The organism is Lactobacillus johnsonii ATCC 33200 (genome assembly GCF_000159355.1).
Classification (GTDB): domain Bacteria; phylum Bacillota; class Bacilli; order Lactobacillales; family Lactobacillaceae; genus Lactobacillus; species Lactobacillus johnsonii.
This window is the reverse complement of the sequence record NZ_GG670120.1, coordinates 663,260-684,889: the sequence shown is the minus strand read 5'-3', so window position 1 is coordinate 684,889 and position 21,630 is coordinate 663,260. Positions and strand designations below refer to the sequence as shown.

Here is a 21,630-nt window from a genome sequence, read left to right as displayed (position 1 = left end):
GATTGGGATGATCCATTGATGGCAGGACGTATTCCTGAACAATTTATCGATGAAGTTAGAAACTCCGTCGATATTGTGGATGTAATAAGTCAATATGTCTCTTTAGAAAAAAAAGGTAAAGATTATTTAGGACTTTGCCCCTTCCATCAAGAAAAAACGCCTTCTTTTACTGTTAATGAAGGAAAGCAGTTTTTCAAGTGCTTTGGATGTGGTAAAGGCGGAAACGTATTTAAATTCTTAATGTATCAGGATCATCTAACTTTTCCTGAAAGTGTAAGAAAAGTTGCTGAATTGGCCCATCTTCATATGCCAGAAGGCTACGGCGAAGCGGTAAAGCCACTTAGCCCGTTAAAGAAGATGTATCGGCAAGCAACAGAATTTTACCAACATATTTTGCTAACAACTAAAGTTGGTGAAAGAGCACTTGAATATGCTCAAAAACGTGAATTAACCAGTGACTTATTAGAGCATTTTAAGGTGGGCTATGCGCCTGATAACGATACAATTTTGTTAACTTATCTTCGTCAAGAAGGTTATACAGATGCTGAACTGCGAGAAAGTGGTTTATTTGTAGAATCGCAAGATGGGCAATTATTTGATCGTTTTCGTGATCGATTAATGTTTCCTTTAGGGGATGAATCAGGTTATACAGTAGGATTTTCGGGTCGACGAATTAGTAAGGATAAAACTATTGCTAAATATATGAATAGCCCGGAAACCAAAATTTTTAATAAATCTAAATTACTGTTTCACTTTGCTGAAGCAAAAAAAGCGGCAAGAAGTGAAAAACATTTAATTCTTTACGAAGGATATATGGATGTAATTGCTGCTTATAAGGCTGGTATTCAGTCTGGTGTTGCTTCGATGGGAACAAGCTTAACCACAGAACAAGTATATATGCTGAGACGAATCACTCCCAATATCTTAATTAACTATGATGGAGATCCGCCCGGCATTCATGCTGCTGAAAGAGCAACGAAGTTATTTGGGCAAGTACAGGGATTCAATTTAGGAATAATTGTTTTGCCTGAAAATCTCGATCCAGATGAGTATGTAAAGAAATATGGAGTTGAAAAGTATCAGGCAGAGGTTGCTGGTGCGCTTAGCTCGATGGATTTCCTACTCGAAAGACTAGCTAATCAATATAATTTACATAATGATCGAGAGAAGCTAGGATATATTACGGCTAGTGTACAAATGATTGCTGGCCTGAATGACCCAGTTGCGGCAGATTTGTATCTTGATAAATTAGCACGCCAAACTGGAGTTACTCGTGAATCATTAAAAGTAACTTTTGTGCGTGAAAGACGTAAATTACAGCGCGCAAAGAATCATCAGCAAGCTTATCAAGCTCCTAAATCACTTCCAATAGATCAGCCTAGTGAGCCGAAAGAAGAGCAAGCAGGCATTGACCTTGAGACAAGGAATCCTGCTCTTGATCGCTTGCTTTACCTATTCATACATAGTGATGAAGCAAGGGATTACTTATTGAGTCAGCAATTCTTGTTTCCAGATGAACGTTATGCAAAATTAGCAGAATTTTGGTTAAAGTACCATCAAACCCATGAAGGGGCAGAGGTTACTGGCTTCATTGATTTTATTCCTGAAGAACTTCAAGGTATAATTATTAATATGGAGATGATTTCAATGCCTCCAGATTATTCTAAGCGTGAATTAGATGATCAATTGCGGGCATTGGAAAAAAGTAAGATTGATCAGCAATTAAATGATTTGCTTAATCAATTGAAGGATGCTCAAAGAAAACAAGATGATAGTTTAGAGCTTGAAATAGCGCAAAAAGTAATTGCGTTAAGAAGAAAGAAGTTTTAGAGGGGGCTTTTTTACATGGCAGAGAGTAAGACTACCAAAGAAACAACAATGACACTTGATAAAAAGGTCAAGGAAGTTGTTAAGGAAGTTAAAAAAGACAAACAAATTACTGAAAAAAAATTTACTGCTCAACTAATTAAGCCATATGATCTTCAAGGAAAAGCGGTAGATCAACTAGTTCAAGAATTTGAAGATAATGGAATTAGTATTGTTGATGAAAATGGTGAACCTTCAAAATTAGCTTTAAAGAAGCAAAAAGACGTTGAGAAGGCTGAATTAAAAGATATGTCAGCACCTTCAAGCGTAAGAATGAACGATCCAGTCCGGATGTATTTGAAGGAAATTGGACGTGTTTCATTATTAAATGCCGATCAAGAAATTGCCTTAGCTAAGAGAATCGAATCAGGCGATGAAGAAGCTAAGCAAGAATTGGCCGAAGCTAACTTACGTTTGGTAGTTTCTATTGCTAAACGTTATGTTGGTCGTGGTATGTCCTTCTTAGACTTAATTCAAGAAGGTAACATGGGCTTGATGAAGGCCGTTGACAAATTCGACTATCGTTTAGGATTTAAGTTTTCAACTTATGCAACTTGGTGGATTAGACAAGCAATTACTCGTGCAATTGCTGACCAAGCTAGAACAATTCGTATTCCAGTTCACATGGTTGAAACAATTAATAAGTTGATCAGAATTCAAAGACAACTTTTGCAAGATCTAGGAAGAGAACCAACTCCAGAAGAAATTGGTGCCGAAATGGATATGCCGACTGATAAGGTTCGTGAAATCTTGAAGATTGCACAAGAACCAGTTTCTCTTGAAACACCAATTGGTGAAGAAGATGATTCTCATCTAGGGGACTTTATCGAAGATAAGGATGCAACTAGTCCTGAACAACATGCTTCATATGAATTGTTAAAAGAACAGCTTGAAGAAGTACTTGATACTTTAACTGACCGTGAAGAGAATGTTTTACGTTTACGTTTTGGCCTTGATGACGGACGTACTCGTACTCTAGAAGAAGTCGGTAAAGTATTTGGAGTAACCCGTGAACGTATCAGACAGATTGAAGCTAAGGCTTTGCGTAAGTTACGTCACCCAAGTCGTTCAAATCAATTAAAAGACTTCTTAGATTAGGATAAGAGTTAACAGCAAAAACCTTGTGGTAATAGCAATATTGCCACAAGGTTTTTTTTACTATAACAAAAATGAATAGTAGTATATAAGAAAGTAATATACTTACCTATTGTAACTGATTTAAAGTAAGTCTATAATATTACCAGTTACTTATTTTTGGAAAGAAGGGAAAATATGAGTTGGGCAATTATTCAGCAAAGTTTGCCACAATTTGTCAAAGGCTTCCAGGTAACAGTCTGGATGTCCTTTGTGGGAATTATTGGAGCGATGGTGGTTGGGATCTGTTGTAGCTTGATTCAGTATTTTCATGTTCCTGTAATTGATAAGATCGTCAGTGCATATGTTGAGCTTGCAAGAAATACACCACTATTAATTCAGCTTTTCTTCTTATACTATGCTTTTCCAGTAATTGGATTAAAGATGAGCGCCATTACTTGTGGTTTGATCGGTTTAGTATTTTTAGGTGGAGCTTATATGGCGGAAGGATTTACTGGTGGATTTGATGGAATTAGTAAAAATCAAATTGAATCTGGTGAAGCAATTGGAATGTCAAAATGGCAATTAGCCCGTTATGTAGTCTTTCCACAAGGCTTTGCCTTAAGTGTTCCAGCGATTGCCGCAAATATTATTTTCTTAATTAAGGAAACATCAATTTTTTCAGTAATTGCTATTCCGGAATTAACTAATACAGCATTAGATTTGATTGGTTTGTACTACCATTCAAATGAATATCTATTTGTCTTAGTGATTGCGTATGCAATAATTTTAATTCCACTATCTTTATTATTAACTTGGCTTGAAAGGAGAGTTCGCTATGGGACATTCGGGGATTAATGTTTTATTCGAAGGAAGAAACTTTACCCGTTTGCTGGGTGGTCTCTGGACAAGTGTTTGGATTGCAGTTCTTTCTTTAATAATTGGCTTGGCACTAGGGGCATTATTTGGTGTTTTAAGAACATCGAAAAGTCGCTTAGTAAAAGTGATTTTTAGAATATATCTAGAATTCTTCAGAATGGTGCCTACTGTGGTGTTATTATTCTTGTTCTATTATATTTTGCCTAGACAATTTAATTTGAATTGGCCGGCATCCGTTATGGCAGTGATTGCATTTGCTTTATGGGTTTCAGCTGAATTTAGTGATATTGTTCGTGGGACGTTGATTTCGGTACCAAAAATTCAACGGGAATCAGGCTTGGCTCTTGGCTTAAACAAGTGGCAATTATTTATCTATGTCTTATTGCCGCAAGCTTTTCAATTAGAATTACCTGCAACAATTAATTTAGCTACAAGAGTAATTAAAACAACCTCTTTATTGATGATGATCAGTGTTATGGATGTTATCAATGTTGGACAACAAATTGTTGAAGCAAATAATCAAACTAATCCTAACGGTGTTTTTTGGGTATATGGATTGATTTTCTTCTTATACTTCATCGTTGATTATCCTTTATCACTTTGGGCAAAACGATTGAGTAAGAGAAACGAGGCGTAAGGGATGACTGAAAAAATATTAGAAGTTGAAGATTTAAACAAGTTTTATGGAAATAAGCAAGTATTACATGATATTTCTTTTTCTCTAAATAAGGGAGAGGTGTTAACATTACTTGGACCGTCTGGATCTGGTAAAAGTACCTTACTTCGCTGTTTAAATGGTTTAGAAAAATTTAAGAGTGGCACAATTGTTTTTGAAGGAAATAAAATAATTCCCAATGCTAAAAATTGGCAAAAACTTCGTCAAAAAATAGGGATGGTTTTTCAGAGTTATGATCTTTTTCCAAATATGACAGTCTTAGAAAATATCTTGCTTGGTCCAGTGAAAGTACAGAAGAGACCTAAGGCTGAGGTTGAAAAAGAAGCAAAAGCTCTATTAAAAAGAGTGCATTTAGAGCAGTATGCAAATTCATATCCACGACAATTATCTGGTGGTCAAAAACAGAGAATTGCAATTGTTCGTGCATTAGCTCTTCATCCTGATTTAATGCTATTTGATGAAGTTACTGCTTCTCTTGATCCAGAAATGGTTAGAGGGGTACTAGAATTAATCAAGCAGTTATCTGATGAAGATCATATGACCATGATCATCGTTACTCACGAGATGAACTTTGCCAAGCAGATTGCTGATCAAGTCTTATTCTTAGAAAATGGAACCATTGTAGAAGACACACCAGGAAAAGAATTCTTTGAGCATCCCAAAACAAAGAGAGCAGAAGAATTTTTAGAGAGTATGGAATTTTAGGAAGAGAAAAAATGAAGAAACATAAATTTATTAAAAAGTTAATTGCTGCTGTTGGAATTTTAGCTGTTGGAGCTGTGATTTTAACTGCTTGCTCAAATAATTCAAGCAGTAATTCCTCAAGCAATAACCCTAGCTCGGTTGCTGCAATTAAGAAACGTGGCACTTTGAAGGTTGCCGTATTTGGCGATTTACCACCATATGGTTGGGTTAATAAGGATGGTAAGCGCGTTGGATATGATGTTCGCTTGGCTCGTGAATTAGCTAAAGAAATGGGTGTTAAAGTTAAGTTTGTTCAAGTAAACGCTAATAACCGTGTTGATACTTTGAATGCAAACAAGGCTGATATTGTTTTAGCCAACTTCACTGTTACTTCAGAAAGAAAGCAAGTTGTAGATTTTGCTAAGCCATACATGAAAGTATCAGTTGGTGTTGTTTCACCTAAGTCTAAGCCAATTACTAATGTGAACCAATTGAAGGGTAAAAAGGTGATTGTAACTAAGGGTACTACTGCTGAAAATTACTTCACTAGTAAGCAACCAGATGTTGATCTTTTGAAATTTGATTCTAAGACTCAACAATTCAACGCAATGAAAAATGGTCGTGCCGCAGCCTTAGCTGATGATAACTCTTACTTATATGCTTGGGTAAAGAACAATCCTAAGTATACTGTTGGTATCAAGCACTTAGGACCAAATTCATACATTGCGCCTGCTGTTAAGAAGGGCAATAAGTCACTTCTTGACTGGACCAATAAGCACATTAATAAGCTTAACAAGGATGGCTTCTTTGTTAATGACTACAACCAAGAATTAAAGCCTTACTTTGGTAATGATGTTAAGCCATCAGATATCATTATTACCAAGTAAATATAATTGAATTTTTAGCAATAAAGGATTGTTTTAGCCTTTATTGCTTTTTTTATGATTAAAAATTTTTTCAAGTAAGTTTTGGATTATCTATGCTAAAATTTTTAATAAGAGGTGAGAGTGTGTTAGAAGAAAGACTAGCTCAAATTGGTAAAATGGTTGATCCACAAAGTCGAGTAGCAGATATTGGAACTGACCATGCATATTTACCAATTGCATTAGTAGAAGAAGGAAAAATAGATTTTGCAATTGCAAGTGATGTTGCAGCTGGCCCATTAGATAATGCGAAACAAGATATTGAACAAGCAGGCCTAGAAGATAAGATTGAGATAAGATTAGGGTCTGGATTAGAAACTTTAAAGAGTAGTGATCAAATTGATACAGTTGTAATCGCTGGAATGGGTGGAAAGCTCATGACTAATTTGTTAGAAACGGCTCATCACGATGAAAAAGTCTATCCTACTTTAATTTTAGAGGCGAATATAGGTGAGCCTTTGGTTAGAAAATGGCTCGTTGATCATCAGTATGAGATAGTAGAAGAAAAGATTATCGAAGTAGCTGGCCACATTTATGAAATAATCAAGGCTAAGTTAACAGAGGCTAAGTATAATTTATCTGATCAAGAATTAGAATTTGGTCCATTTTTATTAAAAGAAAAAAATCTAGTTTTTATTAAAAAATGGACTAAGCAACTTAATTACTATGAAAATCTCAAAGCTAATCTAAATAAGGCTAAAAATAAAGATGAAGCTAAAATTAGTCAGATAGATGATTTGATTGAAATGATTGAGGAAGTACTAAAATGACAAAAGTAGCAGATATTGTAGCTCGCTTAAAAAAAGACTTTCCTGAAGAAATTGCTTCTGAAGGTGATCCAGTTGGGATGCAAATCGGATCAATGGATGTAGATGTTACCAAGGTAATGACTACCTTAGACGTTCGGCCGCAAGTAGTAGATGAAGCAATTGAAAAGGGTGTTGACCTCATCATTAGCCACCATCCAGTGATGTTTAGACCGGCTAAAAATCTTGATTTTGCTGATCCTCAAAATGCAATGTACGGTAAGTTAATCGCTAATGGGATTGCTGTATATTCAATTCATACCAATTCTGACAAGGCTCAGAACGGCTCAGCAGATTGGCAAGCTGAAGAATTAGGCTTAGAAGAGGTTGAGCCTTTTGCCTTCGATACTGATGGAATTGCGATTGGTAGAAAGGGTAAACTACCTAAGAAAATGACAGCTAAGGAATTTGCTTATTATGTTAAAGACAAGATGCAAATTCCAATGGCAAGACTGATTACTGCTGATAATGATAGGTTAATCTCAACTGTAGCTTTTATTTGCGGAGATGGCGGTAAGTTCTGGCGTCAAGCTCTAGTTGATGGAGTTGATGCATTTATAACCGGAGATGTATACTATCACGTTGGTCATGATATGATCTCTTCAGGCTTAACAGTAGTTGATCCAGGACATTACACGGAGAAACTTTTTAAATATAAGGTTGGGGATCGACTTGAAAAGTGGAATCAGGATTATAATTGGAATGTACCTGTAATAATTTCAGAGGTATCAACTAATCCATTTCAAGATTTATTTTAGGAGGACAAAAATGGCAGAATATCCAAATTTACTACCTAGATTTTTAAAATACGTTAAGGTGAATTCACGCTCTGATGAACATTCAGATCGTTTCCCATCAACTGAAAGAGAAGAAAATTTTCAAAAAAATGTAATCATGAAAGACTTAGAAGAACTAGGTCTTAAAGATGTTCACTATAATCAAAAAAGTGGATGTGTAATTGCGACTATTCCTTCAAATATTGATTATAAAGTACCTACTTTTGGTTTGTTAGCTCACTGTGATACAGCAGACTTTAATTCGGTTGATGTTAAACCTCAAATTACTGAAAACTATGATGGTGAATCTAAGATTCAATTGGGAGATACTGAATTTTATTTAGACCCAGAAGTTTTCCCTAATTTAAAGAACTATAAGGGTCAAACCATTATTTCTGCGTCTGGTGATACTTTACTTGGTGGAGACGATAAGTGTGGTATTTCTGAATTAATGACTTTTGCAGAATACTTGATGGAGCATCCCGAAGAAAAACATGGTGAAATTAAGTTAGCATTTACTCCCGATGAAGAAATTGGTACTGGTGCAGAGCACTTTGATGTTGAAGAATTTGGTGCAGATTTTGCTTATACTGTTGATGGTGAAGCACCAGGCAAACTCGACTGGGGTACTTTTTCAGCAGCGCAATTTGGCTTAAATATTCAAGGCGTTAATGTACACCCAGCTGTTGCTAAGGGCCAAATGATTAATGCTATTCAAATTGGGATTGATTTTCATAATCAATTGCCTGAACATGATCGTCCAGAACATACTGAAGGTCGTGAAGGGTTCTTCCACTTGATGAATTTTGATGGAACAGTTGATTCAGCACATATGGACTACATCATTCGTGACTTTGAACGTGATGGTCTTGAAAAGAGAAAGAATCTAGTTAAAGACATCGTTAAGAAGATGAATGACGAGTTTGGTACTGAAAGAATTAAGCTGAAAATGTGGGATCAATATTACAACATGGCTGATGAATTAGAAAAGCACATGGAGATTGTTGATTTAGCTAGGGATGCTTACAAGGCTGAAGGGCTTACTGTTAATGAAGATCCAGTTCGTGGGGGAACAGACGGTTCTCAATTAACTTATATGGGTCTACCTTGTCCAAATCTTTTTGCCGGTGAAGAAAATATGCATGGACGCTACGAATACACTGTATTAGAAAGTATGTGGAAAGCAGTAGACGTCTTGCGTAAGATTAATCAATTAAACGTTGAGAGAAATAAGAAGTAAATAAGTGAAACAATTTTTAAGTAATTTTGATTAAATTTTATATTTTCTATGATTGCTTGAATGGCTAAAAACACTTATTTATCAATGATATTAAATTAATTAAAAATTAAAAATAGTTTTACACTGATACTATTAATCTGCTAAATAGTAGATAAAATGCTTGAAATAATAGCATTTTTATCTACTATTTTTTATTAAAAAGTATATTTTCTAAATCGTGAAACAAAATTATAGCTTGTATTTGAAAAAGTATATTGGTATTATATCAGTGTAATAGATAATCCGTACACTAGTAGAGAGGTGTAAAGATTGCAATTTCAAGATAATATTCCAATTTATGTTCAAATAGAAAAGTATCTTTATCGACAAATCGCTTTAGGAAAAATTAATCCGGGAGAAAAAGTTCCATCAGTTCGCCAATTAGCTGTTGATCTAACAGTAAATGTCAATACGGTTCAGCGTGCTTTGAATCAAATGAATACCGAGGGAATTTTAGAGGTTAGGCGCGGACTTGGTTCGTTTGTAACAACAGATACAGAGTTGATTTTACAAAAGCGTAGAGAGCTGATTAAGGATACAATGAGTGAATTTTTAGAAAGTACTGCACAATTAGGCTTAACTCCAGAAAAGACGCTGGAAGAGCTTAAAAAGTTTATTGAGGAGAAGAAGGGAGATTAAAATGAATAAACTACTTGAAGTAAAAGAATTAACATATCGAAAAAACTTAAAAACTATTCTTGATAATGTGAACTTAGATTTTGATTCAGGAAAGATTATTGCCTTACTAGGTGAAAATGGTGCAGGTAAGACAACTTTAATGAGAGTAATTGTTGGGATTGCTAAGCATTATCAAGGTGAAGTACTGCTCAATGGGGATGGTAGTGAAGTTTACCGTAAAGCTAATATTGCCATGACTGACAATTTAAAGGGATTGAGTGATTCCACTAAAATTGAGGAAGTAGAAGAATTCTATCAAAAATTATTTTCAGATTTTGACAGTAGTAAATTCGAGCAATTACGTTCATTCATGAAGCTTAGCAATGATATGAAGTTAGGGCAATTATCACGAGGAATGCGTGAAAAACTTGAAATTGCTGTTACTTTAAGTAGAGAAGCTAAGTTGTATTTACTGGATGAACCATTTTCTGGTATTGATCCAATGGCTCGAAAGAGAATTATCAATTCAATCTTACTTTGGAAGAATCAAGACAGTACAATTATTATTTCTGATCACTTTGTAAATGAAATTACAACAATTTTAGATGAAGTAGTAATTGTAAAGGATAAAAAAATTGCCAGTCATCTTTCAGCAGATGATATAAGAGCACACGGAAAAAGTATTGAAGAGTATTATGAAAGCTTATACGCAGATGAAGGAGCTGAATAAGGATGACTACTTTTAAAGCACTATTTAATCAAATGGGTAAAAAGAAGCGTCGGAGTGTTTATCTGTTAGCTCTGTTGCAATTAGTAGCTGCATCTATTTTTGCACTTTGGGGACTTTTTTCTAATGGTGGATTTTCAAATTCAGATAACCCGATTGTATGGTTTGTCATGGTATGTACTTTTGCTCCATTAGCTGATATGGCCTATGTAGTTCTCTCTGCTTGGCAAAACGAAAAAGAGTATAGCTCTCAGACTTGGCGTTTAGTTCCAATTTCCTCAAGTAAATTTTACTTAGCAAATATTTCTTCTGCTATTGTTAATGGGCTTTACTTGGTATTAATTCAAATTGGAATGGGGATTGTTACGTTTTTACCAGCATTCTTAAGTAAAGATGTTAGAACTGATATTTGGGAAATTAACCGGGCCCTTGCTAAAGAAACTCATGCGGGCGACTTTTGGCAAAAATTTTCTGATGCTTTTCCAATTGGAGAAATACTAAGTGCATTTTTAGCCTTTATATTATTTGCAATTTTGGTTTATAGCATTGTGACTTTGCTCAATCTATCAAGTAGAACTATTACTGACTTTCTTCCTGATAAGCATAGTAAATTAATTCGTTTTGTCATTATGATTATTTTGATCTTTATCTTTATTGTTTTGACAAATAATCTAGGAAGTTTATTAAATCAAGTCCGTTGGGGTGACACTACTAATGGTCTAATGTCATTTATAGAAAACAATTTAGTCTTGGCATTTATTGATATTATTTTAGGTTCAATCAACGTTTGGCTTTTAAAGAACTTCCACGAAGGGAAGTAAGAATATATGGCAACTTTTTCATCAATATTTAAAGAATTGACTAAAAGCAAAGTACGCCTTGTTCGCCGATTAGCAATTTTACAAGTGATTGTTGGAATTCTTTTAGGTTTTTGGGCCCTCTTTAATTCGGCTTTTGAGGGTGAGAATAAGGCTTATTTCTTAGTAGCTTTTCTGATGATCACGCCACTATTTGATATAGCCTACTTAGCTCTTTCGAGTCGAAAAAATGAGGAAGTCTATTCGTCTCAAACTTGGCGATTAGCTCCAATTAAAGAAAGTTCTTTACTATTTGCCAACCTTTTATCAGCTGTTGTTAATGGTGTCTATTTAGTTATTTTGCAAATAGGTATGATCCTCGTTTCAGGAATACCTGTAATGGGAACAAATGAATTTTGGAAGACTACTTTTAAAAAATTCGGGTCAATCGGTGAAGGAAAGTTATGGCAAGAGATGCACATAATGGATTTATTGTCTAGCATTGTTTTGATAGTCCTAATTGGTATATTCATTTATCTTGCTGTGAGTCTCGTTAATTTTACGGGAAAAATAGTTAGTGATTTTCTTCCTGAAAGAATAAGTAAATTAGTTTATTTCTTAGTAGTGGTTTTATTAGGTTGTATTGGATTAATATTTTTGATTAATACTTACGATTTTATTTTGACCTCACTAACTGGCTTTTTACAAAATGGAATGTTTTTAACTACTTTAAGTAAGGATGCCAGTGAGGTAAGATCAGACCTAACGAGTAATTACTTAACTTTATTGATAGTTCTGGGTGTAGATATAATTTTAATTTTAGTGAATATTATTCTACTAAATAAGTATCATGAAGCACGGATATAAGAAAAAGGAATAAGATTTTGATTTTTACCAAAACCTTATTCCTTTTGTTTATTATTGAATAATTAAATTAAGAGTTAGCTTGAATATAATCTAAAACTTGTTCAGCTTCTTCTACGGTATATTTAGCTTCTCCAGTTTTCATTGCATGGAGTTTTTCAACGGAAAGATGACTTGAAAAAGCAAGAGCAGTGTCATTGACATTATTCTTAACTTCAAATTCAATAATTGCATCGGATAATTCTTCAGGACTCATTCTCTTGTTCACACTTTCTAAAATATATTAGTACCAATTTATTTGATTAAATGGGAAATACCGTAATTTTACCTCACCAATAATATCTTGTCTCTTGATAAATCCAATCATTCGGGAATCTTTAGAGACATTACGGTGATCACCCATTACAAAGTAACAATTTTTAGGAACGCGTTTTACATGATAAAGTTGTTCTAAACTAAAATTGTTAGTGTAAAGCTGACCTTTGGAAAGCTTTTTCTTGTACTCAGTCAAATATGGTTCTTTAATTGACTTACCATTAATATACATTACATCATTTTTTGATTTAATGCTGTCTCCAGGCACTCCAATAATTCTTTTAATATATAGGGCACCTGGTTCATCTGGGGCTTTTAATATTACAATGTCGCCTCGAGAAAGTTTAGAATGTCGTACTGCAATAACTCGGTCATTATTTTCAAAAGTTGGCTGCATCGATGGTCCACTGATAGTTTCATTAGCAAGTAAAAATCGAAATACAACTAAATATAATCCAATAATTATAATTGCTAAAATAAATACTTGTAGGAGCCAGTGACCAAAAGATTCAGCCGATTTAGTTTTATGTTTTGCCATATTTTTGCTCCTTAATTTTTGCATCACTTTTATTATACCTGTTTTTATTTCTTTTGAATGGTAAAATCATTGCATAAGGAAGATATAAAATGAAGAAATATCAAAATAAACTCAACAAATTAGACAAAGAACTCAATTATTTACCACTTCATGAGCAAGTGATTGCCATTAATAATATAATTATTAACCTAGAGAAGGGAAAAATTTTACAAAAATCACCTAATTCACTTGGCTTTTTACCCGATAGCTTAGATATAATGATAGAGAATACGGGAAGTAGAGAGAAGGCTCAAGAAGCAAATAACTTACTGAATAATTTTCGTAGCTTTCTTTCAAGAGAATACGGAATCTGGTCTTTGCCAAATTTGGAAACTGCTCAGTTAATCAAACAAGAATATAATGTTAAATCAAGCTTAGAAATTATGGCGGGAAATGCATACTGGTCAAAAGCCTTAAGTGAGGTCGGCATAAAAGCGATAGCTAGCGATTCTTTTGCTTGGGCGAAAAGCTCAACAACAGGTGAATCTCCGATTTTTGAAACAGAAAATTTAGATGCCCTAAGTGCGATTAAGAAGCATCCCGAAGTTGATTTAATTATTTGCTCTTGGGCGCCCAATTTTGGGGAAGATGACGTAAATATTCTCAATCTTTATCGTCAGCTTGATTATCAGCCAGTTTTATTATTTATTGGTGAAAAATTTGGAGCAACAAATTCTACTACTTTTTGGCAAGAGGTAAAAACTACGACTAATAAAAAGGTTAATCGGAGTTTTCGAAGCTTTGATTTCATTGATGAAAAGGTGTTTGAGATAAAATAATGAAAATAAAACGACTTATTCTTTTAATAATTTCTTTTTTAGCTTTCTTAGGACTTGGCTTAATTTTGTCACGACAACAGTCTCAGAGAGCTGATCAAGTTTTAAGTAATAACGGTTTATCAAGCACATATTATGTTTTTAATCCTAAGAAAAAACACAATATTAAACAGTTCCTAACTTATATTAATAAAAATTCCTCTCACGATAAGGTCCAGATTCACTTTGAATCGGACTATATTCCAGACCGCGTTTTAATTTGGGCTAACTATAATTTGAAAAGTCAACCGCTTGCTAAAGGAAGTTCTAGGTACTTTAGTAAAAATGACTTTGATGGAACAATTCCTTTTGCAGTTATCTCATCCGATACTAAAGATCGAGTTGTAACCTTACAAAATAATCATTATCTAAAAGAGAATAATGATTATGTCACAATTATTGGTGAATTAAAGAAAAACAATGAGAGTCAAAATGGTCAGGCTGTTTATTATCTTTCAACTGGAATTAACCAACCAACAGCAAAAGAATCAATTACTAACTATAAGGTAGTAGTAGATGGGTTGAATAAAAACGAGGCGAATGCTTTACAACATTATCTCCGGGGAAGTATGCAGATTAAGGACTTTAGTAAAACCTACAATAGGCAACATGGGATCAGTCCAACTAAAAAATTAATCGGTGCAATTTTCTGTGTTGTAATTGCACTGATAGTTGCAGCAATTGCAGCCGTTCTAGCTGAAAATCCGGTAAACTTAAAATATGTTCCTGGTAAAATCTGGGCTCATTTATTAGCTGATTCTGGTTTACGTTTCTTTTTAGCCAATGGAATAATTGTTATTTTTACTAGTTTAGGTTTACAAACGTGGAGTTTTTACTCTAATCACAGTCAGTTATATGTCCTATTTTTAATCGTTTTTGCAATGCAGATTATTACTTATGTATTAATGCTGCTTTTAATAAAAATTAAGAAGGAAAAATAATGTCATTGCCAATTGAATTTGTTGAGAAATATAAGAAATTATTGGGAGAAGAAGAAAGTAGTAAATTTTTTACTGCAATTAATAGTCCAAGTAAAAAGGGATTTCGCTTAAACCCACTAAAGAATAATTATCAGGATGTTCAATATAGTCTTAAAGAACCAATTGAATTTACTAAAGATGGATATTATGGAGAAATTTCAGGACGTGATAGTGAGTGGACAGGTGGCTATGTTTATTCCCAAGATCCATCCGCAATGTATCCAGCCGTTTCTCTTAATGTAAAACCTGGCGATAAGGTACTGGATTTATGTGCTGCTCCAGGCGGCAAATCAACTGCATTAGCTAGTTTGCTAGATGATATGGGGCTTTTAGTAGCTAATGAAATTTCAAAAAGTAGAGCAAAAGATTTAAGAGAAAATCTAGAAAGATGGGGAGCTACAAATGTTGTAGTCACTAACGAAAGCCCCGATCGCTTATCAAAAAAATTGCCTCACTTTTTTGATAAAATTTTAGTTGATGCACCGTGTTCTGGAGAAGGGATGTTTAGAAAGGATCCTGCTGCGACACAATATTGGTCTCCTGACTATGTATTAACATGCCAAACTAGACAAAAAGAGATTCTGAGTGAAGCAATGAAGATGTTAAAGCCGGACGGAGAGATCGTCTATTCTACTTGTACATATTCTCCAGAAGAAGATGAAGAAATAGTAGCGTGGCTAGTTGAGAACTATCCATTAGAAATTGAACCTCTTAAGCTCTATTCCGGAATGTCGGCCGGTAGACCAGAGTGGTCAAAATCTAACTTGCCAGAATTAAAGGAAACGGTTAGACTTTGGTTTCAAAATGGAGTGGGAGAAGGCCAATTTGTTGCTCATCTGAAAAATATTGAAGAGAATCAAGAGATTTCAACTAAGGCTAAAAAGAACAAACGCCAGAAAAAGAGCACAATTACGCGTTTAAATAAAGGTGAGATTAGTGTGGTGGCAAAAGTATTAGATAATTTTGCTCTACCATCTAGTTTAGAAAATTGGCAAAATGAGGTTTTGCAAAGTAATGGTCACGTCTTTGTCCCAGCTCTTGACCCAGACCGGCTAACTGAACTACATGTTCTAAATAATGGTGTTGAATTAGGGTTACTTAAGAAAAAGCGTTTTGAGCCAAGCCATCAACTAGCTGAGGTATTGGGACAAAAAGAACAAAAACAACTTATTAATTTTGAAGATAAGGCAGAGTATGAGCGATATATACATGGAGAGACGATTAAGATAGATAGTAATTTGCGTGGCTTTGTTTTGGTTGCGTATCAAGACCATATCTTCAGTTTCGGAAAAATTGGAAATGATCAAATTTTAAAGAACTTCTATCCAAAAGGTTTAAGAAAATAAAAAACTGGCTGAAAAGCCAGTTTTTTAGATTAATCAATAAATTTAACCGCAGTTCCGTAAGCAACGACAGATTGCATATCGCCCGCAATAGAGCCTAAATCAAAACGCATCATAACTACAGCGTCAGCACCCATTTCGGCGGCATTTTGACGAAGGCGAGCAATTGATTGATCTCTTGATTCAGTTAACATTGAGTTATAAGCTTTAATTTCACCACCGACAATACTTTTTAAGCCAGCACCAAAATCTCTAATTGCATTTTTTGATTGAGTTGTAATCCCCAAAAACTTCACCAATAATTTCATATTTTCGACCGGGAATATTTTCAGTGGTTGTTACTAAAATTTGTTCTGCCATTTTTTGTCCTCCTAAAAATATTTTCTTAATTATACTGAATCAAAAACATGAAGACAATTATTTTTGTATAATTAAGAAAAGACGAAACACAAGGAATATGTGTAATAGATTAAGGTGGTGAAATGATAAGTGGTCTTATCATTTTCAATTGTATTAGTTTTATTTTTACTTGCATTAGGAACATTTCTCTGGGTTTTAACCCATGAGAGGCGAAGCTTATGGTCAGGGATGACTTTAGTATGGACGATAATTACTTTTGGTCTATTTACGGCGGTTAGTTTATTAATTGCTGCTGAAGTTTTTCCTGTTACCCATCAAGTTGTTTTGCTTATTTTTTTGCTAATATTAATGGCAATAATGTTTTCCGTTGTGGCTTTTATTGCAATTTTGATCATTATGTTTATTTATGATGGGATTAAGATTTTAATTCGCGAAGGTAATCGCTGGACTAATTTCTTATCGTTAGCAATGGGCATCGGAATTATTGCTTACCTATTTCTCTTTCCATTAGTCGGAAAATTAACCCATAACAATTTTGCCACTTACGTCTATTTGTTTATTAACCTCGTAATCATTTATCTGATTTTTATTATGATGATGTATACTTTAACTTCTTGGATTAATCTAGTAAATATTAAGACTAAGAAGTTAGACTACGTGGTTGTACTTGGAGCAGGTTTAATGGGAAAAAAGGTGACACCGCTTCTTGCTGCAAGAATCAATCGTGGAATAGAGGTATATCGTCGTAATCCTGGCTCAAAAATCATTATGTCAGGGGGCCAAGGACCCGGTGAAGAAATTCCTGAAGCAGTGGCAATGGCAAAATATGCTGAAGAAGAAGGTATTCCAAAACAAGATATTATTGTGGAAGATAAGTCAAAGACAACTAGAGAAAATTTGATTTTTTCACATAGATTGATGAAACCAGATTCTCGTTTTGCTATCGTAACTAATTCTTACCATGTATATCGTGCCCTAGTTTTAGCAAAGAGATTAGGCCTACAGTGTATTGGTTATGGTGCAAAAACAAAGTGGTACTTTACCTTAAATGCCTTTGTACGTGAATTTATTGCCTACTTAACAATCACTTGGCGCTTGCAATTAAGCGTTGTGGGATGCATTGGATTAGGAGTTGTAGTATTGGCAATATTGAGGCAAATTATAAGATGAAAAATATAAAAATAATCGCAATTGATGTTGATGGTACATTATTAAATTCTAAAAAAGAATTAACTCCAAAAGTAAAAAATGCAATTTTAAAAGCAAAAAGTGCAGGGATAAAAATTGTTATTGCTACAGGTCGACCATTGAGCGGAGTAGAAAAGATTCTGACTGAGTTAGGTTTAAATAACCAAGAGGATCAATACGTAGTTTGTTTTGGAGGCGGAGTAGTAGAAACAACTGCGGGAAATATCTTATTTGAGAAAAAATTAACTTATGACAATTATCTAGATTTAGAGACAATTTCCTTAAAATTAGGTTTACATTTTCATGCATCAGCACCAGATAGAATCTATACTGCAGATCGAGATATTGGCGACTATACTTTATATGAAGCGAACCTAGTTAATTTAGGTATTTCGTACCGTACACCAGCTGAGATGAAAGATATTCCAATCATTAAGTGTATGTATGTAGATCGGCAAGATTTGCTAGATCAAAAAATTGCTGATCATAGACCTTTTGCTCATCTGGATGATGAAATTACTTTTACTAAAACAGCACCCTTTTATTATGAAGCAAATCCTAAAGGTGTTTCTAAAGGAAATGCTTTAAAATTTCTTTGTCACAAATTGAATTTAAGTAGTGAGAATTTGATAGCTATTGGAGACGAAGAAAATGATCTAAGCATGATTAAACTTGCAGGTATTGGAGTAGCAATGGGTAATGCAGTCCCAGCCGTGAAGGAAGCAGCACAAAGAGTAACAAGTGATTGTGATCATGATGGTGTAGCAGAGGCAATTGAAAAAATTTTATAAGTAAAATAATAAGGCTTTTGGATTAAGTTCCAAAAGCCTTATTTAATTTGTTAATGATGTTTAGGCGGCATCTTTAATCTTCTCTGTCTAAATAGTTCCATTATTAGTTGGAAGAGGCCATAAATAATCAGTAAAATTCCTAAAATAATGACTGCTTGGCGACTGAAGTAATTAGGATTTACAATTACAATAATGCCAGCTGCGAAAGCAATTAAACTTTCAACCACATCAATGATATTTTTGAAAATTCCATTTTTCTTATTTTTAACAATTACATTTCGTAATCTTACATATGCAAACCCGATTAAGAATATGCCTAGAACATAGTGAGCTAAGAAAGCCAATAAACGGTTATTAGAAATAATTGCGACAGCTAAACCAAAAACAATGAGATAAGTAATAATAAAGAATCGCTTTGACTTAGGCACTAAATGGGAGTTAGCAGCTGTGACAATATGATAGCCACTCCACCCAATACAAAAGACTCCAACTATTCCCCCAAATGCCCGATAGGCATAATCTGGAATCATCAGGTCTACAATACCAAGAATAATTAATACCCATCCAATAATTGAATTGGGATTTATAAATAATTTTTCTAGATGAGTTGCTTTAATACTGCTCCAGATGGTTTCCCATAAACTTCCGAGAACAAATCTCGTTCTTCTAGATGAATTGGTAAGAGAGAAAAGAATAGCACCAAAACCACCAAAACCATTTTTATTAAGTTCTGTAATTTTGGTTGCTCCACTAGCTGCAAAAGCATTAAATAGATCATTGGTTAGGGCTTCACGTTCTTGAAGATTTGCTTCACCAATCCATTGATTTATGATTTGATTATATATTTTAGAAGTTGGATTGCGATGAGCTCTAGTAATAAAGTGAGAACCCGATACTTCCCAGCTCATTGGATCGTGTTGAGCTAGTTTTGGCCGATCACTAACTAAAATTGTTGGGGTAATGTTTTCTGGCTCAAAAAGCCGGCCAATGATACTAAATTCAGGCACATAACGTTTTAGTTTATCAGTTACCCCATCAACTTGAGTACTAAGCCCCGGACTATCAAAAGTGCAAATAGTTTTGATCTGCTTTTTTAAGTCATCAGGTAAGTTAACTGCTGCATATTCAGCAAGATTACCACCTTTGGAGTGACCAGCTAAACTGTAGACTTGTTTAGTAGTCTTTAAAATATTTGTCAGATACTTCAGAGCATATTTTTGTGCACCGGTTGTTCTAAAACTAATTTCAAAATCTTCTTTCCAGCCAACTAAGCTATCATCTGTTCCTCGAAATGAAATAAAATTAGTATCATTATCAAGACTAATTTTGATTGCAGAAAATTGTATCCGATCAGTAAGAACATCCACAAAGTAAGATAATTTTGCATCCCCAAAACGAACAGAATTTGCCATTAATTTTAGTAAATCTTGATACTTATAATGGTCGAGATGTTGATTTGAAGAATTAAAATATTTTTCAGCGGCTTCTTTTATTGAAATTTCTTTATTAGAATCGGGGACAATTCCATCAAGATGAATATAAGAAAACGTGGCAATTACTAATGCATCAACTTCGTCAAAGGATCGTGCAGAAAGGGAAATATCGCCACGCCATTTTATGTAAGACAAAATATTATTTGTATCCATATTTCATCCATCCTTTCTGCTAATTACAATTATTATATAGATAAATGTTGTAGTTTTTATTAACGAATTGCTAATAAAAAAGAAAGTCACTTACTCTCCTTAAGTCTACCACATGCTAAATGAGGCGATTAATTAACCTGCGGTATTGATAAATATTTGTAGCCAGTTTGAAATTAAAGAAAATTTTATTAATAAAAATATCTGGAAATAAAAGAAAGGGACTGATTAAATATAAAAATCAGTCTCTTTTTAAATTAACTATATGATGATAATCTTATTGAGATTTAACTGTTAAATTTTTTACCCCAAGCCCATGGATCTTCATGCCAGGTTTTTAAAATATCATATTGGTCACTGGTAATATGTCCGGATTCATTTTCTTTTTTAAGTAATTCAGGATAAGAAAGAAGGGGAGTATATTTTACATTTGCTTCTTTAAAGTTTTCTTTTGCATCTGGCAAATAATAAGTGAAAATTGAAGCAATCCCAGCTACTTTTCCGCCATCTTTTTCAGTAGCTTTAACTGCGTTTAAAACTGATCCACCAGTGGTAATTAGATCATCAATTAAGACAATTTGATCATTTTCTGAAAAACGACCTTCGATTTGACGACCTTTACCGTGATCTTTAGGTTTTGGACGAACATAAATCATTGGTAAATGTAATTTTCCGGCAACTAAAGCAGCATGAGGAATACCAGCAGTTGCAACTCCGCCAATAATTGTTGCTTGAGGAAATTCTGCCGCAATTAGGTTGGCTAGGTCACTAGCAATCATATCACGCAGCTCTGGGTAAGAAACAGTTAACCGAAGATCGGTATAGATTGGTGAAAGCATTCCACTTGCATAAGTGAAAGGTTTATCAGGAGAAATAGTAATAATTTTTTCTTTGATTAATTGACTAATAATTTGATTTTTATGCATGTTAGTTGAACTCCTTTTTAATTGCTTCGTATGCGGCTTCTGGATCAGTAGCTAAAGTAATTGGCCGACCAACAACAATCGCTGTTGAACCCCATTCTTTTGCTTGAAGTGGAGTAGCTACGCGTGATTGATCATCTTTAGCATTACCAGCTGGTCTAATTCCAGGAGTTACGTACAAAAAGTCTTTTCCAACTTTTTGACGTAAATTTTTAACTTCAAGTGGAGAACAAATTACACCGTCTGCACCTGCTTTTTTAGCTGTTGTAGCTAAGCTTAATACTTGATCATTCATCGATAAATTGCAATTTTGCTCATAATGTAGAATTTCGTCTGAAATAGAAGTTAATTCAGTTACAGCTAGTAATTTAGGAACATTTTTATCAATCGGAGTTCCCGCAATTAACCCATCTTTTGCCGCCTTAATCATTTGACTACCACCAAGTGCGTGAACCGTGGTGTAGGTAATACCCAAACGAGCTAATGCTTTTGCGCCATTATAGACTGTATTAGGAATATCGTTCATCTTTAGGTCTAAAAAGATTTGATACCCCTGTTCTGATAATTGTTTTACGATTTTAGGGTCTTCGTTAAAGAAGAGTTCCATCCCGATCTTAATAAAAACATTTTCAGGTTTACCTAATTTCGGTAATAGTTCATTTAATTTCTTTTCATTGTCTAAATCTAAGGCAACGATAACAGGTCTACTCATTTTTCCTCCATAAA

The 21,630-nt window shown here is 34.2% G+C and carries 23 protein-coding genes and 1 pseudogene; 18 read left to right on the top strand and 6 right to left on the bottom strand.

The genetic code is table 11. The features are described 5' to 3' along the window. Positions 1-18 precede the first annotated feature (18 nt). From dnaG to HMPREF0528_RS03195, 13 genes are all read left to right on the top strand, one after another. Positions 19-1,830: a DNA primase gene (dnaG, locus tag HMPREF0528_RS03255; RefSeq protein ID WP_004895093.1), complete on the top strand. Its 1,812-nt coding sequence runs from the start codon at positions 19-21 to the stop codon at positions 1,828-1,830. 15 nt (positions 1,831-1,845) lie between these two features. Next, a complete protein-coding gene (gene rpoD, locus HMPREF0528_RS03250; protein WP_004895091.1) occupies positions 1,846-2,964 on the top strand; it encodes an RNA polymerase sigma factor RpoD in 1,119 nt (372 codons plus the stop codon). A gap of 174 nt (positions 2,965-3,138) precedes the next feature. Next, positions 3,139-3,798, top strand: coding sequence for an amino acid ABC transporter permease (locus HMPREF0528_RS03245; RefSeq protein WP_004895089.1), 660 nt, complete (start codon positions 3,139-3,141; stop codon positions 3,796-3,798). Continuing rightward, complete coding sequence (locus HMPREF0528_RS03240; RefSeq protein ID WP_004895086.1) at positions 3,779-4,456, top strand: amino acid ABC transporter permease; 678 nt, start codon at positions 3,779-3,781, stop codon at positions 4,454-4,456. The genes HMPREF0528_RS03245 and HMPREF0528_RS03240 overlap by 20 nt, the downstream gene beginning before the upstream one ends. 3 nt (positions 4,457-4,459) lie before the next feature. Then, positions 4,460-5,200 (top strand): amino acid ABC transporter ATP-binding protein, encoded by a 741-nt coding sequence (locus HMPREF0528_RS03235; protein WP_004895084.1) that lies wholly within the window; start codon positions 4,460-4,462, stop codon positions 5,198-5,200. Between the two features lie 11 nt (positions 5,201-5,211). Beyond that, on the top strand, positions 5,212-6,066 hold the full coding sequence (locus HMPREF0528_RS03230) for a transporter substrate-binding domain-containing protein (protein WP_004895083.1): 855 nt from the start codon (positions 5,212-5,214) through the stop codon (positions 6,064-6,066). A gap of 92 nt (positions 6,067-6,158) precedes the next feature. Next, on the top strand, positions 6,159-6,872 hold the full coding sequence (locus HMPREF0528_RS03225; protein ID WP_004895080.1) for a tRNA (adenine(22)-N(1))-methyltransferase: 714 nt from the start codon (positions 6,159-6,161) through the stop codon (positions 6,870-6,872). Continuing rightward, positions 6,869-7,666, top strand: coding sequence for a Nif3-like dinuclear metal center hexameric protein (locus tag HMPREF0528_RS03220; RefSeq protein WP_004895078.1), 798 nt, complete (start codon positions 6,869-6,871; stop codon positions 7,664-7,666). Before HMPREF0528_RS03225 ends, HMPREF0528_RS03220 begins: the two co-directional genes overlap by 4 nt. A gap of 10 nt (positions 7,667-7,676) precedes the next feature. Then, positions 7,677-8,924 carry a peptidase T gene (gene pepT, locus HMPREF0528_RS03215; RefSeq protein ID WP_004895076.1) on the top strand — a complete coding sequence of 416 codons (1,248 nt, stop codon included), beginning with the start codon at positions 7,677-7,679 and terminating at the stop codon, positions 8,922-8,924. Positions 8,925-9,233: 309 nt separating this feature from the next. Next, on the top strand, positions 9,234-9,602 hold the full coding sequence (locus HMPREF0528_RS03210) for a GntR family transcriptional regulator (protein WP_004895073.1): 369 nt from the start codon (positions 9,234-9,236) through the stop codon (positions 9,600-9,602). Between the two features lies 1 nt (position 9,603). Then, positions 9,604-10,311, top strand: coding sequence for an ABC transporter ATP-binding protein (locus tag HMPREF0528_RS03205; RefSeq protein ID WP_004895071.1), 708 nt, complete (start codon positions 9,604-9,606; stop codon positions 10,309-10,311). Positions 10,312-10,313: 2 nt separating this feature from the next. After that, entirely contained in the window at positions 10,314-11,129 is an 816-nt protein-coding gene (locus HMPREF0528_RS03200; protein WP_004895069.1) for a hypothetical protein, read from the top strand. A gap of 6 nt (positions 11,130-11,135) precedes the next feature. Continuing rightward, positions 11,136-11,972, top strand: a complete 837-nt coding sequence (locus HMPREF0528_RS03195; protein ID WP_004895067.1) for a hypothetical protein — start codon at positions 11,136-11,138, stop codon at positions 11,970-11,972. A gap of 67 nt (positions 11,973-12,039) precedes the next feature. Here the strand turns inward: HMPREF0528_RS03195 and HMPREF0528_RS03190 are convergent, their stop codons facing one another. Both HMPREF0528_RS03190 and lepB read right to left on the bottom strand, forming a co-directional pair. Next, positions 12,040-12,225 (bottom strand): LBP_cg2779 family protein, encoded by a 186-nt coding sequence (locus HMPREF0528_RS03190; protein WP_004895065.1) that lies wholly within the window; start codon positions 12,223-12,225, stop codon positions 12,040-12,042. 27 nt (positions 12,226-12,252) lie between these two features. Beyond that, on the bottom strand, positions 12,253-12,822 hold the full coding sequence (lepB, locus tag HMPREF0528_RS03185) for a signal peptidase I (RefSeq protein ID WP_034525116.1): 570 nt from the start codon (positions 12,820-12,822) through the stop codon (positions 12,253-12,255). Positions 12,823-12,911: 89 nt separating this feature from the next. Between lepB and HMPREF0528_RS03180 the strand changes: the two genes are divergently transcribed. The 3 genes from HMPREF0528_RS03180 to HMPREF0528_RS03170 are packed head-to-tail and all read left to right on the top strand — an operon-like array spanning position 12,912 to position 16,002. Continuing rightward, complete coding sequence (locus tag HMPREF0528_RS03180; RefSeq protein ID WP_004895059.1) at positions 12,912-13,640, top strand: hypothetical protein; 729 nt, start codon at positions 12,912-12,914, stop codon at positions 13,638-13,640. Further along, the gene (locus HMPREF0528_RS03175) at positions 13,640-14,617 is read left to right on the top strand and encodes a hypothetical protein (RefSeq protein WP_004895057.1); all 978 of its coding nucleotides are present in this window, start codon (positions 13,640-13,642) and stop codon (positions 14,615-14,617) included. The genes HMPREF0528_RS03180 and HMPREF0528_RS03175 overlap by 1 nt, the downstream gene beginning before the upstream one ends. Beyond that, positions 14,617-16,002 (top strand): RsmB/NOP family class I SAM-dependent RNA methyltransferase, encoded by a 1,386-nt coding sequence (locus HMPREF0528_RS03170; RefSeq protein ID WP_004895054.1) that lies wholly within the window; start codon positions 14,617-14,619, stop codon positions 16,000-16,002. Before HMPREF0528_RS03175 ends, HMPREF0528_RS03170 begins: the two co-directional genes overlap by 1 nt. Positions 16,003-16,031: 29 nt before the next feature. Here HMPREF0528_RS03170 and HMPREF0528_RS03165 read toward each other — a convergent pair. Further along, a pseudogene (locus HMPREF0528_RS03165) lies at positions 16,032-16,359 on the bottom strand (heavy metal-binding domain-containing protein). 129 nt (positions 16,360-16,488) lie between these two features. On the opposite strand from HMPREF0528_RS03165, the gene HMPREF0528_RS03160 reads away from it, so the two are divergent. Together HMPREF0528_RS03160 and HMPREF0528_RS03155 are read left to right on the top strand one after the other, a co-directional pair. After that, positions 16,489-17,529, top strand: a complete 1,041-nt coding sequence (locus HMPREF0528_RS03160) for a YdcF family protein (RefSeq protein WP_004895050.1) — start codon at positions 16,489-16,491, stop codon at positions 17,527-17,529. After that, complete coding sequence (locus HMPREF0528_RS03155) at positions 17,526-18,338, top strand: Cof-type HAD-IIB family hydrolase (RefSeq protein WP_004895048.1); 813 nt, start codon at positions 17,526-17,528, stop codon at positions 18,336-18,338. Before HMPREF0528_RS03160 ends, HMPREF0528_RS03155 begins: the two co-directional genes overlap by 4 nt. Before the next feature lie 50 nt (positions 18,339-18,388). On the opposite strand, the gene HMPREF0528_RS03150 is transcribed toward HMPREF0528_RS03155, so the two are convergent. The 3 genes from HMPREF0528_RS03150 to pyrF all read right to left on the bottom strand — a co-directional run bounded on the left by HMPREF0528_RS03150 (position 18,389) and on the right by pyrF (position 21,616). Beyond that, entirely contained in the window at positions 18,389-19,984 is a 1,596-nt protein-coding gene (locus HMPREF0528_RS03150) for an Mbeg1-like protein (RefSeq protein ID WP_004895045.1), read from the bottom strand. 284 nt (positions 19,985-20,268) lie between these two features. Beyond that, positions 20,269-20,907, bottom strand: a complete 639-nt coding sequence (gene pyrE, locus HMPREF0528_RS03145) for an orotate phosphoribosyltransferase (protein WP_004895042.1) — start codon at positions 20,905-20,907, stop codon at positions 20,269-20,271. 1 nt (position 20,908) lies between these two features. Then, complete coding sequence (gene pyrF, locus HMPREF0528_RS03140; protein WP_004895039.1) at positions 20,909-21,616, bottom strand: orotidine-5'-phosphate decarboxylase; 708 nt, start codon at positions 21,614-21,616, stop codon at positions 20,909-20,911. Positions 21,617-21,630 lie beyond the last annotated feature (14 nt).

What these genes read in the sequence shown, in the direction of transcription:
- HMPREF0528_RS03180 (WP_004895059.1), top strand. Translation starts at nt 12,912, where the DNA reads ATGAAGAAATATCAAAATAAACTCAACAAATTAGACAAAGAACTCAAT.
- HMPREF0528_RS03190 (WP_004895065.1), bottom strand. Translation starts at nt 12,225, where the DNA reads ATGAGTCCTGAAGAATTATCCGATGCAATTATTGAATTTGAAGTTAAG.
- HMPREF0528_RS03150 (WP_004895045.1), bottom strand. Translation starts at nt 19,984, where the DNA reads ATGGATACAAATAATATTTTGTCTTACATAAAATGGCGTGGCGATATT.
- pepT (WP_004895076.1), top strand. Translation starts at nt 7,677, where the DNA reads ATGGCAGAATATCCAAATTTACTACCTAGATTTTTAAAATACGTTAAG.
- HMPREF0528_RS03225 (WP_004895080.1), top strand. Translation starts at nt 6,159, where the DNA reads ATGCTAAAATTTTTAATAAGAGGTGAGAGTGTGTTAGAAGAAAGACTA.
- HMPREF0528_RS03230 (WP_004895083.1), top strand. Translation starts at nt 5,212, where the DNA reads ATGAAGAAACATAAATTTATTAAAAAGTTAATTGCTGCTGTTGGAATT.
- HMPREF0528_RS03240 (WP_004895086.1), top strand. Translation starts at nt 3,779, where the DNA reads ATGGGACATTCGGGGATTAATGTTTTATTCGAAGGAAGAAACTTTACC.
- HMPREF0528_RS03200 (WP_004895069.1), top strand. Translation starts at nt 10,314, where the DNA reads ATGACTACTTTTAAAGCACTATTTAATCAAATGGGTAAAAAGAAGCGT.
- HMPREF0528_RS03220 (WP_004895078.1), top strand. Translation starts at nt 6,869, where the DNA reads ATGACAAAAGTAGCAGATATTGTAGCTCGCTTAAAAAAAGACTTTCCT.
- HMPREF0528_RS03170 (WP_004895054.1), top strand. Translation starts at nt 14,617, where the DNA reads ATGTCATTGCCAATTGAATTTGTTGAGAAATATAAGAAATTATTGGGA.
- HMPREF0528_RS03175 (WP_004895057.1), top strand. Translation starts at nt 13,640, where the DNA reads ATGAAAATAAAACGACTTATTCTTTTAATAATTTCTTTTTTAGCTTTC.
- HMPREF0528_RS03155 (WP_004895048.1), top strand. Translation starts at nt 17,526, where the DNA reads ATGAAAAATATAAAAATAATCGCAATTGATGTTGATGGTACATTATTA.
- HMPREF0528_RS03245 (WP_004895089.1), top strand. Translation starts at nt 3,139, where the DNA reads ATGAGTTGGGCAATTATTCAGCAAAGTTTGCCACAATTTGTCAAAGGC.
- HMPREF0528_RS03235 (WP_004895084.1), top strand. Translation starts at nt 4,460, where the DNA reads ATGACTGAAAAAATATTAGAAGTTGAAGATTTAAACAAGTTTTATGGA.
- dnaG (WP_004895093.1), top strand. Translation starts at nt 19, where the DNA reads ATGGCAGGACGTATTCCTGAACAATTTATCGATGAAGTTAGAAACTCC.
- rpoD (WP_004895091.1), top strand. Translation starts at nt 1,846, where the DNA reads ATGGCAGAGAGTAAGACTACCAAAGAAACAACAATGACACTTGATAAA.
- HMPREF0528_RS03205 (WP_004895071.1), top strand. Translation starts at nt 9,604, where the DNA reads ATGAATAAACTACTTGAAGTAAAAGAATTAACATATCGAAAAAACTTA.
- HMPREF0528_RS03195 (WP_004895067.1), top strand. Translation starts at nt 11,136, where the DNA reads ATGGCAACTTTTTCATCAATATTTAAAGAATTGACTAAAAGCAAAGTA.
- lepB (WP_034525116.1), bottom strand. Translation starts at nt 12,822, where the DNA reads ATGGCAAAACATAAAACTAAATCGGCTGAATCTTTTGGTCACTGGCTC.
- pyrF (WP_004895039.1), bottom strand. Translation starts at nt 21,616, where the DNA reads ATGAGTAGACCTGTTATCGTTGCCTTAGATTTAGACAATGAAAAGAAA.
- pyrE (WP_004895042.1), bottom strand. Translation starts at nt 20,907, where the DNA reads ATGCATAAAAATCAAATTATTAGTCAATTAATCAAAGAAAAAATTATT.